Origin of the sequence: Ruminococcus sp. 1001136sp1_2201st1_G3_2201SCRN_220225, assembly GCF_040924365.1 — a bacterium.
GTDB classification, from domain to species: domain Bacteria; phylum Bacillota; class Clostridia; order Lachnospirales; family Lachnospiraceae; genus Blautia_A; species Blautia_A faecis.
On the sequence record NZ_JBCOME010000028.1, the window covers coordinates 1 to 14,606 of the forward strand.

A 14,606-nucleotide genomic window follows, 5' to 3' on the forward strand; every position below is an offset into this window, starting at 1 on the left:
CAGAGAAAAGGGCAGCTATCAATAGATGGTAAGCTGTTTTTTTCTCTGTCCTGACACCGATTGTTCACGTATCAATTAGTCTATGAATACGAATCTAAAGATTCGTCTAAAAATGCAGCTGCCCCTGCAGCCAAATCAGCCCCTTAAATCTGCGTCCCACAGCCGGTTCTCCTAGCAGATCCGCACAGTTTATACACACATCGAACTGGATATCATTGCACTCGATGGTCATCTGGCACAGTTTCTCACCAGTGAGAATGTTCTTAAAATTCACAAAATCCACGATTTCGCCCATCACACTATACTGGTCACATTCAATTCCATGAGGCATAAAACAGGTATCCACAATTGTCAGCACATCATCTGTGACAATACGCTCGGAAATCATGGAATACATATCCATATCTTCCATTGTAAGGTCTTCCATAGCTTCTTCATCACCATTTCTGGCAGCCGCGATCAGATTATTGCGGTTTTTTGTCAGCTCCCGCTCTACTTTTACAGCTTCTTTATCTTTCTGAACCGGAAAAAGGATCTTCCCTTCTCTTGCCAGTCCTGTAATCGTCAGTGGCTGTCCTTCACGCATATTCCCCTTATACTTCTCCAGCATATATTCTGCAGGATTCTGAAGATAAAAGATCAAAGTCACGCCAAGGCGCATGTCATCACACGCCCCTGCGTAAGACTCTTTTTCTGCGTGTCTCTCCACGACTACACTCTCCTGAGAGGTGATTCCTGTGCCGCGAAAAAACGGAAATGAATATTCTACGTGAAACTCATTGTCTTCATCATACTGTCCACAGACTGTTATTCCACAGTCACAGCCATAATTCTTGGAATATTGTACAAAAACTCCATCCGGATGATTCTCCACTGCAATTTTCTCATCGTAAGTATTTATCACATCCTGAATGATTTCCTGCATTTCTTTACGTGACTTTACCTTTGAAAAGCCAACAGTTCTTAAATAACTATGCACATTATCACCTCCCTGTTAAGCAGTCTTATTGCAAATCAAACAATTTTTCAGATATTCAGATATTCTCCGGATCATCTGATACCTTACTTTTGACTATTACTATTTTCAGATCATTTACTTTTAATCTATTACTGTTTCAGATCAAAGTCCCATTTTCGGTATTTTTATACTATTTTGTTTTTAAGTCCAATTATTTGGACTTTTTCTCAATTTTTGTCATTCCACCCATGTATGGCTGAAGGGCAACTGGAATATTTACGCTTCCATCTGCATTCAGGTTGTTCTCAAGGAACGCGATCAGCATTCTTGGCGGAGCAACAACTGTGTTATTAAGAGTATGAGCAAGATATTTCTTGCCATCTTTTCCGTTTACACGGATTTTCAGACGACGTGCCTGTGCATCACCAAGGTTGGAGCAGCTTCCTACCTCAAAGTATTTCTTCTGTCTTGGAGACCATGCTTCAACATCCAGGGATTTCACTTTCAGGTCTGCCAGGTCACCAGAGCAGCATTCCAGTGTACGAACCGGAATATCCAGGGAACGAAACAGATCAACAGTGTTCTGCCACAGTTTGTCAAACCACATCTTGCTGTCCTCTGGATTGCAAACTACGATCATCTCCTGCTTCTCAAACTGGTGGATACGGTAAACGCCTCTCTCTTCAAGTCCATGAGCACCTTTCTCTTTACGGAAGCATGGAGAATAACTTGTAAGAGTTTTTGGAAGCTCTTCTTCCGGAATGATCTGGTCAATAAATTTACCAATCATAGAATGCTCACTGGTTCCGATCAGGTACAGATCCTCACCTTCGATCTTGTACATCATGGCATCCATCTCAGCGAAGCTCATAACACCTGTAACAACGTTACTTCTGATCATGAACGGCGGTACACAGTATGTGAATCCTCTGTTAATCATGAAATCACGTGCATATGCAATAACTGCAGAATGAAGTCTTGCGATATCCCCCATCAGATAATAGAAACCATTACCAGCAACACGTCTTGCGCTATCAAGGTCGATTCCGTCAAAAGCTTCCATGATTTCTGTATGATACGGAACTTCGAAATCCGGAACAACAGGCTCACCAAATTTCTCAATCTCAACGTTCTCGCTGTCATCTTTACCAATCGGTACAGATGGGTCAATGATATTCGGGATTACCATCATATCCTTCAGAAGCTCTTCCTCAACTTCTTTCTCTCTCTTGGAAAGTTCCTCAATACGCTCACCGGAAGCTGCAACCTGTTTCTTAACTTCCTCTGCTTCATCCTTCTTTCCTTGGCCCATAAGAGCACCAATCTGTTTGGAAATTTTATTTCTCTCTGCACGAAGAGCTTCTACTTCCTGTTTGATCTCGCGGTTTTCCTTATCCAACTCCAGAACCTTGTCAACCAGCTCCAGTTTGCTGTCCTGGAATTTATTGCGGATGTTCTGCTTTACGATTTCCGGGTTCTCTCTCACAAATTTGATGTCTAACATGTCTTCCTCCTGTACTGATACTTTTTTTTTCATAGCAAATATCTGTTTTATTTTTCCATATCTCTTTTTGCAGCAAGTATCTGTTTTATTTTTTCATATCTCTTTTTATGGCAAGTATCTGTTTTGTTTTTCGTTTTATAACAATATTGTCATTATTATTTATTTTTTATAACAATTTTGTCATTTTTCGCTGTTTTTTTATGACTTATATTCATTTTTTACCAACTGTTCGCAGCAACCAATTTACTCATCTTTTTCAATATTTTCCAAGCCAAAATTTACAGCTTTTCTAAGGGCTTCAAGTTCTTCCTGGCTCAACATTACATAGGACTCTCCCTTTACAATTTCTTTCAGATAAAGGAAGCAATTGTCTCTGCTGTGTACTGCATTCAAAATTACTCCGGAATTATCCTGATCCAACAAAGCCAGTGCAAAACTGAGTTTTCCGCCTACATCATCGAACGCATCATACTTTTCAACTCCATATTTGCTGAACATAGATTCCAAATGATGTTTGATAAAGCTGATGTCGTGCTCATGATCCTCTTTTGCTTCATAAAGGCGGTCAATCTGGGCGAATTTTCGTACAAAAACTTTCTCAAGAGATTGTGCGTCACTGCCTTTCATGAACATTTTGTATTTACGTTCCAAACGGCTAAGCCTCATTTTGCTGCTGAATACATTCACCGCCAGAACGATGGTCAGAATCAGCAGTAAAATAATAATGATACCCGGGTCAATTCCCAGGCTGTCAAAAATACTGCTCATGCACTCTCCTTATCTTATTGATTCAAACAACTCAATGATTCTTTCCAGTTCATCTCTGGAATAATATTCAATTTCAATTTTACCTTTATTATTTTTCTTTCTGTGGATAAAAACCCGGGTTCCCATAATGCCCTTCATTTTCTCCTCGAGACTCTCGTAAATCGCATCTTCAGCTGTATTTACCGTCTTCTGAGTTTTCTTCGGTGGCTCCACAATATGTTTTACCAGTTTTTCAGTCTCTCGAACGCTTAATTTCTCATCAAAAACCTTCATTGCCACACTTGTCTGCTTATCCTTGTCTGTAATTGCAAGAATTGCACGAGCATGCCCAGCTGAAATCATCTCATCAATCAGCATCTGCTGAACTCTTTCATCCAATTTCAAAAGGCGAAGGGAATTAGTCACTGCAGTTCTGCTCTTAGAAACGCGTTCTGCAATATTATCCTGTTTCAGCTTAAATTCATCGATCAGGCGCTTATAGGCCATCGCTTCCTCTATTGGATTTAAGTCTTCCCGCTGAATATTTTCAATCAGGGAAATCTCAACTACCTGCTGATCATTAAATTCCTTAATGATTACCGGAACTTCTTTCAATCCGGCAAGTTTGGCTGCCCTCCATCTTCTCTCGCCCGCAATAATTTCATAGTAATCGCCTTTATTCGAAACCAGAAGTGGCTGTAAGATGCCAAACTGCTTAATTGATTCAGATAATTCCAATAAAGCATCCTCATCAAACTGCTTGCGTGGCTGAGTTCTGTTTGGCTCTACCTTTGAAATCTTCACAAGCATTTCAGATTTCTTCGGTTCTTCAACTACTGCAGCTTGTGCTGTATCTTTTGTTTCTGCAGCACTCTTCACTGCTGAAGCATTCAAAGAACCTTCTTCCTGCTGATGTAAGCTTTCATTTGTGGCAACTGGCTTTTGCTCCTGTTTTTTTTCAGCTGGCTTCACTGACTTCTCCGGGAAAAGAGCATCCAGACCTCTTCCAAGACCTTTCTTTTTAACTGCCATTACTCAACCTCCCTGTTTATCACTTCTTCCGCAAGAAGGCGATAAGCTTCTGCTCCTGTGGATCTCGGATCATAAAGAGTAATCGGCTGTCCGTAACTTGGAGCTTCTGCCAGTCTGACATTTCTCGGAATAATGGTCTTGTAAATATTCTGCTGAAGATTTTCCTTAACATTCTCTACTACCTGTAGCGATAAATTTGTACGGGCATCATACATAGTAAACACAACGCCCTCAATCTCAAGATCATTATTCAGCCTGTCCTTTACCAGATCAATAGTATGTATCAGCTGTGATAATCCTTCCAATGCATAGTACTCACACTGAATCGGAACCAAAACAGATGTCGCAGCAGTAAGTGCATTAATAGTAAGCATATTCAGAGATGGGGGACAATCAATAATAATATAATCATAATTATTCTTTATTTTGTCAGTAATCTCTTTCAATATGTATTCTTTATTATCAATACCAACAAGCTCAATCTCTGCGCCAGACAGATTTACATTTGATGGTATCAAATCTACATTTTCTACTACATCTTTGACAATCGTCTTCTCAACATCGGACTGTCCTACCAGAAGTTCATACAAGGTATCTTCTACTTCATTTTTATCAACACCTAATCCACTGGTAGTGTTTCCCTGAGGATCCATGTCAATTGTCAGAACCTTTTTTCCCTGTTCTGCCAGGCATGCAGAAAGATTAATGGCTGTGGTAGATTTGCCAACGCCGCCTTTCTGATTAGCAACCGCAATCGTTCTGCCCAATATCAACCCTCCCTTTCATATTATTTAGGTTACTGTTCACACAACATTTTTATAAAAAGCAACATGTTTAATTGTAAAAAAGAAGCCTGCTTGCAGGATTCTCCACCTACGGCGGGGCACCTCGAGCGCCATCTAACTTTCTGCCACAGTGTAATCCTACCTGGTAGGGCTTTTTATGCAATAGAAAATTTTAACAGAATTTCTTATTACATAAAAATGTTTCACGTGAAACATTTTGCAAATTTTAATTGCACACAATAACCAAAGTTTATAGATTACACCACCATCCTACAGGTTCTGCAATCTTATCATATAACTATTGCTATTATAACACTTTTAAATTTATCTCGCCACATAATGTTTCACGTGAAACATAGAAAATGGCATTTCTTTTCATAAAAATATTGTCTATTTTTATCTTCTTATTAATTATAACCCTAACTGTGGGATTTTAAACATTTTTTGGAATGTATTTGTTGGAAGTCAACATATAAAAAATTATTATTATTTTCTATTGCTATTTAGTTGATTAAAAGTTCTTCAATGCGGACGCATTTGGACAATGTGTATTACTCACTCGCCGGCGCAACGCTCCAGCAAACTAATCGCTAACTGCGACTAATGCGTTCGGGAGAGCCCTCACGCATAAGTCTACGTAAGCGCTGAATTTCGCTTACGCTAAGAGCGCGCCTGAAATGGCTCGCTGGAGTAATACACATTGCCCAAATGCTGTGTACTGGCTGAGACTTGCTGGTTGATAAGAACTTTTAATGAAGAGGGGAGGGGGAGTGATTGTTTTCCCTACACTTTCTTGGCAACGATAGATTTGCAAAAAACAATAAAGTTGCGGGATACCAATTACTTCCCCCACTCCCGTTGTTATCGTTACTGTTTCTTTCTTCCCTTTCCAGCATCAAGCGATTTTGCAATGTATATTCGCAAGCCGCGCATTTCAGGAGCGGTTTTAGTGGAGGTGAGATCCATGACTTACGGAGACTTAGGCGCGAAGGCTCTCCTGAGCGTCTTAGTCGCAGTTAGTCATTAGCTTGCCGGAACGTTGCGACGCGCGGCGGTGAATATACATTGTGAAATCGCGTCCGGGATAACGACCAACACATTAAATAAGTTATAGGTTTGGTAAAGCCAATAAAACCGCGAAATATCAACCATATCTAAACAGGTTATCAAAAGCAAATAATATGTCTTTTTTCGTGAAGCATGTTACTGGTCACGAAATGAGTAGCAATCAGTATTGTTGCTGTTCACCAGTGATGCTCCGCGAGATGTTTTTTGTGAAAAAAATTCACAGAACCCCCGAGAATTAAGTTTGCGCAGCAAACGCTACCTCTTGTGCTTGTCACAAGAAGGTTCGTCTTTCTGTGCATCGCAAAGCGTGTTACTGTGAACGAAGTGAACAGTAGCCCAGTATTCTGTCAATTCCCATTTATACGTCAAAAAACATTGTAAAATCAGCCTCTTTGGCGTATAATATACATACAAACCCAAAGGAGGTCCTCTATAAAATGAAAGACACTAAACATAAAATTCTGACTCTGGCCGCGTTGACTACGATTGCCGCTGGTGTCATCCATCTCACCAATAGAGTAATTGTTGCCTCTTCCCAGTTAAAAGAAATGCTTGATTTTTCCAATCACAACTATTATAATTGGCGTTTCGGAAAAATTTATTATACCAAGAAGGGAAAAGGCTCTCCTCTTCTTCTTATTCATGATACAATGCCTGGAGCCAGTGGATACGAATGGTCTCGTGTTGAGGATCAACTTGCTCAAGAGCACACCGTATATACCCTTGATCTATTAGGTTGCGGACGTTCGGAAAAAGCTGGAATTACATATACAAATTTTCTTTTCGTACAAATCATCTGCGATTTTATAAAAAATGTAATTAAAGAGAAAACCGACATCATTGCAAGTGGTTTCTCATGTTCATTTGTTACTACTGCCGCTGCTTACGATAAAGAAAGCATTAATAAAATCATGTTTATTAATCCGGTAAGCATGATTTCTCTTGCCCAAACTACCACAAAAAAGGATAAATTATTCAAATTCTTTATCGAACTGCCTATATTTGGAACCTTTATCTACCATATAATTGTTTCACGTGAAACAATTAATGATTTCTTCCTTGATAAGCTTTATTATAATCCATTCCATGTAGACAAAGATGTCCTGGATGCATATTATGAAGCTGCGCACAAAGGTGGTTATTATGCAAAATGCCTATACTCCAGCCAAAGTGCTAAATATATGAATATCAACATTCGCCATGCTGTAGAATCAATTGATAACAGCATTTATATCGTAGAAGGTGAAGATGAGCCAAATGGTGCTGCAATTGTAGAAGCTTATCAGAAAGTAAATCCAGCAATTGAGTCAGCAACCATTCCATGTTCCAAGCATTTTCCACATATTGAGAATGTAGAAGCATTTCTTGAGCAGGTTGGTGCATTCTTTTAATTAAAATAAAGATATAGATATGCCTTCAAAGCAGAATAAAAAGCTTCGAGATTGTATAATATAATCCCGAAGTTTTTTTGTTTTTGTAATAATAATTTATTATGCTTTATGCTTTTCCTGTTCTTTCTATATTTCCAGAGCATATTAAAAAAGCTTTCTACAAGATGTACGTCACAATTTGTGGGACTTTGACCAGGATGAGGATGAGGTTGCCGTAGCGAATATGGCAGCCAAATTCAGGAATATATACCACAAAGTAAGGTGTGCGGATTGCGAAAATGTTTTTTGATACATCCCAGAGAGTGTTTAAAAAAGGCTTTCTGCAAGGTGCGCGCCACAATTTGCGGGAGATTTGGCCAGAATGAAGGTGCTGCAACGTGCTACGACACACCCAACTACGGGTAAAATATACTGCAAAGTGGGGGGTGTGGATTGAGAAATGATTTTCAAATACATCTCAGAACTCTTTTCGTATTGTTTTGTTGTTATTTTGTTATTTTTTCAATTATGCGCTGTTCCATTTTATCTTTATACAATCTTTTTGTTTTAATTAGAATTGTTTAAAAGTATATTTTTACATAACAATATATTTTTCAGAGGATTTTTACGATTCATTTGCCTGTTTTGTTGTTCAAAGTACATTAAATAGGTCTTTGTTGTATCATCGTGTCGTTAAGTGTTATTTATTGGACTTTATTGTATGTTTTAGTAGGTTTTTATTTTATAAAAGTTATTATTACATTTTATATTTACCGTAATATTTCAGAAAGCAAAAGCAAAGTTTCTGTTTTCGGACTTTTTATATAGACGGCTAATGTAAAACCATATGAGTAAAATTCAAAGGTTTTTAAAATTTTATTTTCAAAAACAATGCATATAGAAATTCAAACAGACAAAATAGCCAACGTTAATTACATATTTCATACCATTTGAAATGTCAGCGGACCAGAGCGTGTTTGGAAAAGGCTTTCTGCAAGATGTGCGTCATAATTTGTAGGAGATTTTGCCCGGATGAGGGCGTCGTAACGAGCTGCGACAACCGAATTCGGACAAAATATACCACAAAATTTGGCACGCAGATTGCAGGAATGATTTTTAAATGCATGCCACAATTCACAGGAGCTTTAACTTAAATTCAGTTGCTGTAGTGAACCACAGCGACCGAATCCGAATAAGATATATAACAAAGCAAGGCGTGCAGATTGCAGGAATGATTTTTCAGACACGCTCGGGCGTAGCCCGCCACACATTTTTTCCATCCGCACCTTCAACTTCACGCATCCAGCTTGATTGATATCGTTATTTGCAAAACGATGTACGCGCATATTCATATCCAGTAGAATTCTTATGCAACAGGCAATTCAACAGTTTTTCCAAACAGCAAAAAAGATCCTTGTCCTGTTTTTTTCACAGGCAAGGATCTTTTTTAATCATTTTTTCAGCTACTACTCTTCAGCATCCTCTGAAGCCTCTGTCGTTTCTGTTTCAGCATTATCTGTAGAAGCATTTGTTTCAGGATCTGTTGTCTCAGCGTTTTCGTTTTCCTCTTTCTCACCAGTTACAGATTCAAATGCCTGAAACAGTTCTTTTACTGTCATTTTATTTACCAGATATACTTTTTTGTTTATAACAGCGGCATAGTAATTTGTATCATAGGAATAATACTCCACTTCCATTTCATTGCCATCTATATCTGTAAATTTCACAGTCATTTCCGGATCTTCATTGGACTTAAATTCATCAGTCAGACGTTTCTGCGCTGTCATGTTGATCAGCTTATTGTAGAACGTTGTAAATGTTGTGCTGTCCAGGTCTTTTCCATTTAGTGTATAAGATAAGGTTACACCGGTTGAGCTTGTGGTACTTGCAGTAGAAGAACTGTCATCTGTATTTTCAGTATCTTCGTCGGTCAAATCACCTGATGAAGTGTTATCATCAGCAGCATTTCCCTCTACATCGTTGCCGTCGGCAACATCACTGCTGGTATTATCTGTTGTATCTTCATCTTCCGTCTCATTATCCGATGTTTCTACGTTTTCATCCTCAGATGTTTCACGTGAAACATTTACGATATAATCTTTTTCTCCGTAATTCACATCCAGAGTATCCAGATTATTTACAGACAAATAGCTTACTGTCAAATCCCAGAAATCAGCATTTGTTTTTCCAAGGAAAGTATCAAGAGAATCCTCGGATATTGTATAAATTTCGTTGCTATCATTTACCCGAACATATCTTCCACCATCTGAAGATTGATCTCCAACCTGAATTACAAGTTCTCTGTCAACCATTTCAGTTTCCGGTTCTGAATCTTCAGAACTTTCTGCGGACTCAGTATCTGTAGTTTCCACCCCAGCCTCGTCATCTGATTCAGTTACATCTGTATCTTCTGCTTCGACGTTGTCATCTGCTGTTTCATCTGTATTCTCATTTTCTACAGCTTCTGCGTCTGCCACATCCACATCTTCATCTGAGCTTTCGTTTCCATCTGTCTCAGAATCCGCATCTTCATCTAAGCTTTCGCTTCCATCAGTCTCAGAATCCGCCGTTTCATCGCCCTGATTCTCATCCTCAGATGCCTCTGAGACCTCCTCATCGCCATTTTCAGCCTCGTTTTCATCATCAGTGGACTCTTTCTTAACTTTTTCCTGATAACACACTGTAATCTCTGCATACGGCTTATCCAATCCATACTGAGAGAATTCATCTTCCGCACAGTTATAGTTTACATAGCTCGAATAAGCCATACTGGATAATGCACTGGCTAAGGAAGTGGCCTTCGCGGAATCTGCTTTCTCAGTCTCTCCATCACCAGTAATATTCCAGAAATTATTTTCATCTTTCTCTACGACATAGGAAGAATCTTTTCCTTCTACAGAAATTTTGCTGACCGTAGAGGAATCCACAGTTGGGAAAACGCCGCTTTTTGCAAAGTCGTACAAAGTTCCTTCAAAAGAAGAAAACGTGGAATTGCTTACTACATAAACCGTAGAAGAATCCTCGTTCAAGTCAATGTATTCCTGACTTGTGGAATCATTCTCCATTCCAAGCTGGATTACTGTCGTTTCCCCATCTTCTGTGGTAACCGTGATCGTGTTCTCCGGCTGATCCAATTCATACTCTGATGCATCCTCCACATTTTCCAGTGTTCTTTCCGCTTTTATAGAATTCAGGGAGCTTACCAGTGTGTCGATTTTATCCTGATCTACCGGAAAATCAGTTTCATCACTTTTTACCCAGGAATCTCCATCTTTTTCAAAGGTAACTTCTTTTTTATCAATTACAAATTTTATTGATTTTACATCAGCAGACGCTATGGAAATAATTTCCGGATTTTCTTCCTCCGCACTTTCGGTATCCGCGGCCTCCTGCTTGGCTACGTAGGCTTTTACGCCTACGTATGCGCCGCTGAGGACAACCAAAACGCCCACTGCTGTAATAAGATTTACTGATTTTTTCTTCATCAGGCTTTTCTCCTCTTTAACCAAATCATAAATCCAATCAACAGGAATGCTCCAGGAATCAGACCAATGGTACAGATTTTCCAGAAGCTTGCATCATATGCTGTCAAAGTCAGATAAGATACTTCCAGGCTCTTTGATGGGATAGAGACTGTTGTACTGTCTTCTGTGTCTACCAGAGAACTTAAAGAAGTCATCACAAGTTTCTCATTTCCACCAGAAACCATCTGATTGATCTGGCTCTGTAGCAGGTTTGATGTGGAATAATAAATAATATGAGTCTCTTTATCATCATCTACAGTCTCTGTAATGCTGACACCCAGGTCAAATGGACCATCCACATCACCGTCTTCCTTTTCAAGAGAACCGCTGTTCAAATCTGTCTTTGAATATGCACTGTCGGAAGTTGTAAGAAGGCTTTCAATATTTACAGTGTCTCTCACGTCATCAGATTTCTGGATTCCCTGTGCATACGGCATCAGGATGTAATATCCGGAAGAAGCAACATCAGATGTAATATCTGTGCTGTTTACAGTTGGAACCAGATAGTAAGGCATCTGAGCGGCATAATGCTGTGCATCACCCTCAAATACCAGACCATCTACTCTGCTTACGCCGTAGTTTTTCAGCACTGCATCAAAGTTTTCCATTTTTTCTCCTGTGTAATCGGAGAAAATCATTGCTTTTCCACCATTTTCCAGATAATCGATCAATGCAGTCTTCTCATCCTCTGAGATATCTGTTGTAGGAGAATCAATCAGCAGACAACTGGCATCCTCTGGAACGCTTCCCTCTGTAAGCAGATTCAGGGATTTGATTTCCATGTTTGCTTTCTCAATATCTTCCTTGATCGTAGAATCAAGTTCCTGCTCTCCATGTCCCTCTAATGTGTACAATACCGGCAGGTTTTCACTAGTTACATATGCGATGGCACTTGTTATCTGACCTTCGCCGTCGAATCCTGTTGTCTGATAACTGTATGTGTTGTAATCCATTGTAGATTCGTAAATATTGTTATAATTTACAACCTTATTTCTGTCTCCGCATACAACAATTAAGCTATTAGAGGAAAGGTTGTCACTGGTGTATTCACTGACAAATTTAGGATTGACCACTGGATCTTTCTGTTCCACCTTAATATGATCAGATTCATCTGCATATCTTTGAAGCAGATTACTGATAGTCTCATCCTCACTTCCGCTCTGGGCGATCTGATATATGGTTACATCCTTGTCCAGATCTTTCAGCATCGCTTTTGTCTCATCACCGATGGTGTAAAGTTTCTCGGAGCTGATATCCAGCTGCGTATACTTTGAAGGAAGATTTCCGACAATCATATTTATAACAATAATGATAGCGACGAAAACAACAATCATAACAGAACTGTAGCTTCCATTTTTCAAGTACTTTTTATTAATACTGTCTTTAAATTTTCGTTTTTCTTTTTTGTTATTATTGTTATTATTTTCGACGCTTTCGATATTAATTACGTTTTTATCGTTATTGTCAATATTGTTATCATTTTTCTTCTTAAAAAACATTTTCCCCACCTCCTTAATTCCAACGTCTCTTCAAAATCGTCTGCATGGTAAGGAATATACAAATGGCAATGACGGACAGGAAATAAAGAACTCCAGTCACATCAAAAATACTGTTTGTAAAGTTTTCAAAGTGTGAACTTAAGTTAAACACTTCAAGAACCTTCTGGATTCCTCCTTCAAACACGCTGGATTTTACAACATAAATAATCACCAGTGCCACTTCTCCAATCACGCAGACAGCACCTGAGATCACTGCATTTTTTATCATACTGTAAATCATAAGGCTAAGCGCTATGATCAGAATGCCAAATGTCACACACGTAGACATTGCCGTCTCTGAGAAAAAAGAAGAAATTCCATTCATCATATAAAAAGCAAATAAAAATACAAAGGTAAGAACTGCTGCAATTACCTGGCTCTCAGTGATTGCTGAGAAAAATACACCGATTGCAATGTTTGCACTTCCCAGAAGGAAAAATCCAAGGAGTGCTGTGTACGCGGAACCAAATGCAACGGTTCCGAACTTCGACATAATCAGCGGATAAGTTGCAAGAACCGCAATGGGGATTGCATAAATAGTCACAAGTGCAAGATATTTTCCCATTACGATGCCGGATACAGATACCGGAGAGGTAAGCAGAAGCTGGTCCGTTTTTTGCTTTCTTTCCTCAGCAAGTACACGCATGGTCAGGATCGGCACTGCAATCAGAAACACAAAGGTCATGGCATTTAAAGTATATTCAAATTTCGGATAAGCAGCAGAAAGCTGGTACGCTGAAAAATAAATACCTGCGATCAGCAACACAAAAAACATAAACAGGTAGCCGACCATGGAAGTCAGGTAGCTCTTCAACTCTCTTTTATAAATAGCAAGCATGGTTTACTCTTCCCCCTTTTCTTTCTCAGATGCGACAAAACTATTCTGTTTATCACCAGACAGTCCATTATCTGACACATCGTCGGATACTTCGCCCGATTCATCAAAGCCTTTTTCTTCAAATCCATTATCAGGGACAGTATCTTCGTTTTTATCATTCAAATACTTCTCAGCATCTGCTGCCGTCTTAAAGAAAGATTTTCCGGACTTTTTTTCTGACGCATCTTTATCTTTTTTCTCGCTCTCTGTAAGTTCAAGGAATATCTCCTCCAGAGAAACTTTCTTAGACTGCATTTCAAGAATCGGGCAACCGACATTTACCATACTGTAGAATACTTTTTCACGCACATCCATATTCTCTTCGGTGCCCACTGTAATGGCGTATACGCCTTCCTCCGGGCTTTTCTTTACCGTAACCTCTTTTACCCCTTCTACGGCCTCCAGAGCGGCTCTGATAGTGTCTTTCTGGCCCTTTACAAGCAGGTTCAGATTGTTGGAGCCTGCTGCCAGTTTTCCCAGATTCTCAGGGGTATCGCTGGCTACCAGTTTTCCATGGGAAATGATCAGCACGTAGTCGCAGACGGCGCTGACTTCGGACAAAATATGGGAGCTGAGGATAACGGTGTGTTTCTGTTTCAGGCCTTTGATCAGATCGCGGATTTCGTTGATCTGTTTTGGGTCAAGGCCGACAGTCGGCTCATCCAGAATAATAACCTCCGGGTAACCAAGCACAGCCTGCGCAATACCAACCCTCTGTCTGTAACCTTTGGAAAGGTTCTTGATCAGACGATTTTTCATGTCGGTAATCTTTACCATGTCCATGATTTCTTCGATCATAGTGGCTTTTTTATCTTTAGGAATTTTCTTCAGATCTGCTACGAATTTCAGATATTCCAGAACGGTCATATCAAAATAAAGGGGCGGCATTTCGGGTAGATATCCGATGCATTTTTTTGCCTCCTCAGGTTCTTCCAGAATATCATGACCGTCTATGACTACTGTTCCCTCGGTGGATGCAATATAGCCGGTTATCATATTCATGGTCGTAGATTTTCCGGCGCCGTTGGGGCCCAGAAAACCATAAATCTTGCCTTTCTCGATTTCAAAAGAAAGGTGGTCTACAGCGGTATGATCGCCGTAGCGTTTTACCAGATTTTTTACTTCAATCAAGTTTCTTACCTCCTTCAAGTTGCAGATGCATGGCTTATCCCATGCATCTATCTATGATTATTTTATGTGCAA

The 14,606-nt window shown here is 39.5% G+C and carries 12 protein-coding genes and 4 pseudogenes; 4 read left to right on the top strand and 12 right to left on the bottom strand.

Annotation, left to right across the window (positions count from 1 at the left end):
• Positions 1-106: 106 nt before the first annotated feature.
• The 5 genes from AB5642_RS10380 to AB5642_RS10400 form a co-directional block, all read right to left on the bottom strand.
• Positions 107-979, bottom strand: a complete 873-nt coding sequence (locus tag AB5642_RS10380; protein ID WP_173718483.1) for a DUF3881 family protein — start codon at positions 977-979, stop codon at positions 107-109.
• A gap of 190 nt (positions 980-1,169) precedes the next feature.
• On the bottom strand, positions 1,170-2,462 hold the full coding sequence (gene serS, locus AB5642_RS10385) for a serine--tRNA ligase (protein WP_148463062.1): 1,293 nt from the start codon (positions 2,460-2,462) through the stop codon (positions 1,170-1,172).
• A 243-nt stretch (positions 2,463-2,705) separates the two neighbouring features.
• Positions 2,706-3,230, bottom strand: coding sequence for a DUF4446 family protein (locus AB5642_RS10390; protein WP_118580781.1), 525 nt, complete (start codon positions 3,228-3,230; stop codon positions 2,706-2,708).
• A gap of 9 nt (positions 3,231-3,239) precedes the next feature.
• On the bottom strand, positions 3,240-4,241 hold the full coding sequence (locus AB5642_RS10395) for a ParB/RepB/Spo0J family partition protein (RefSeq protein ID WP_173718484.1): 1,002 nt from the start codon (positions 4,239-4,241) through the stop codon (positions 3,240-3,242).
• Positions 4,241-5,008 (bottom strand): ParA family protein, encoded by a 768-nt coding sequence (locus AB5642_RS10400; RefSeq protein WP_148463060.1) that lies wholly within the window; start codon positions 5,006-5,008, stop codon positions 4,241-4,243. The genes AB5642_RS10395 and AB5642_RS10400 overlap by 1 nt, the downstream gene beginning before the upstream one ends.
• Before the next feature lie 1,523 nt (positions 5,009-6,531).
• Here AB5642_RS10400 and AB5642_RS10405 point away from each other — a divergent pair.
• Both AB5642_RS10405 and AB5642_RS10410 read left to right on the top strand, forming a co-directional pair.
• Positions 6,532-7,485, top strand: a complete 954-nt coding sequence (locus tag AB5642_RS10405) for an alpha/beta fold hydrolase (protein WP_173718485.1) — start codon at positions 6,532-6,534, stop codon at positions 7,483-7,485.
• Positions 7,486-7,746: 261 nt separating this feature from the next.
• Positions 7,747-7,860 (top strand): annotated as a pseudogene (locus AB5642_RS10410) (DUF6783 domain-containing protein); the annotation flags it as partial.
• On the opposite strand, the pseudogene AB5642_RS10415 reads toward AB5642_RS10410, so the two are convergent.
• Positions 7,807-7,941, bottom strand: a pseudogene (locus tag AB5642_RS10415) (DUF6783 domain-containing protein); the annotation flags it as partial. The pseudogenes AB5642_RS10410 and AB5642_RS10415 sit on opposite strands and share 54 nt — an antisense overlap.
• A 464-nt stretch (positions 7,942-8,405) precedes the next feature.
• Positions 8,406-8,498, bottom strand: coding sequence for a DUF6783 domain-containing protein (locus tag AB5642_RS10420; protein WP_368361763.1), 93 nt, complete (start codon positions 8,496-8,498; stop codon positions 8,406-8,408).
• On the opposite strand from AB5642_RS10420, the gene AB5642_RS10425 reads away from it, so the two are divergent.
• Together AB5642_RS10425 and AB5642_RS10430 are read left to right on the top strand one after the other, a co-directional pair.
• Positions 8,463-8,618: a DUF6783 domain-containing protein gene (locus tag AB5642_RS10425; protein ID WP_368361764.1), complete on the top strand. Its 156-nt coding sequence runs from the start codon at positions 8,463-8,465 to the stop codon at positions 8,616-8,618. The genes AB5642_RS10420 and AB5642_RS10425 overlap by 36 nt on opposite strands.
• Positions 8,585-8,674, top strand: a pseudogene (locus AB5642_RS10430) (DUF6783 domain-containing protein); the annotation flags it as partial. The gene AB5642_RS10425 and the pseudogene AB5642_RS10430, both read left to right, overlap by 34 nt.
• Here AB5642_RS10430 and AB5642_RS10435 read toward each other — a convergent pair.
• The 5 genes and pseudogenes from AB5642_RS10435 to AB5642_RS10455 all read right to left on the bottom strand — a co-directional run.
• Positions 8,636-8,731, bottom strand: a pseudogene (locus AB5642_RS10435) (DUF6783 domain-containing protein); the annotation flags it as partial. The pseudogenes AB5642_RS10430 and AB5642_RS10435 overlap by 39 nt on opposite strands.
• 199 nt (positions 8,732-8,930) lie before the next feature.
• Positions 8,931-10,949: a DUF4340 domain-containing protein gene (locus AB5642_RS10440; protein WP_173718486.1), complete on the bottom strand. Its 2,019-nt coding sequence runs from the start codon at positions 10,947-10,949 to the stop codon at positions 8,931-8,933.
• Positions 10,949-12,487: a GldG family protein gene (locus tag AB5642_RS10445; RefSeq protein WP_173718487.1), complete on the bottom strand. Its 1,539-nt coding sequence runs from the start codon at positions 12,485-12,487 to the stop codon at positions 10,949-10,951. The genes AB5642_RS10440 and AB5642_RS10445 overlap by 1 nt, the downstream gene beginning before the upstream one ends.
• A 13-nt stretch (positions 12,488-12,500) precedes the next feature.
• The gene (locus tag AB5642_RS10450; RefSeq protein ID WP_173718488.1) at positions 12,501-13,364 is read right to left on the bottom strand and encodes an ABC transporter permease subunit; all 864 of its coding nucleotides are present in this window, start codon (positions 13,362-13,364) and stop codon (positions 12,501-12,503) included.
• Between the two features lie 3 nt (positions 13,365-13,367).
• Positions 13,368-14,534, bottom strand: coding sequence for an ABC transporter ATP-binding protein (locus AB5642_RS10455; RefSeq protein WP_173718489.1), 1,167 nt, complete (start codon positions 14,532-14,534; stop codon positions 13,368-13,370).
• Between the last annotated feature and the right edge of the window lie 72 nt (positions 14,535-14,606).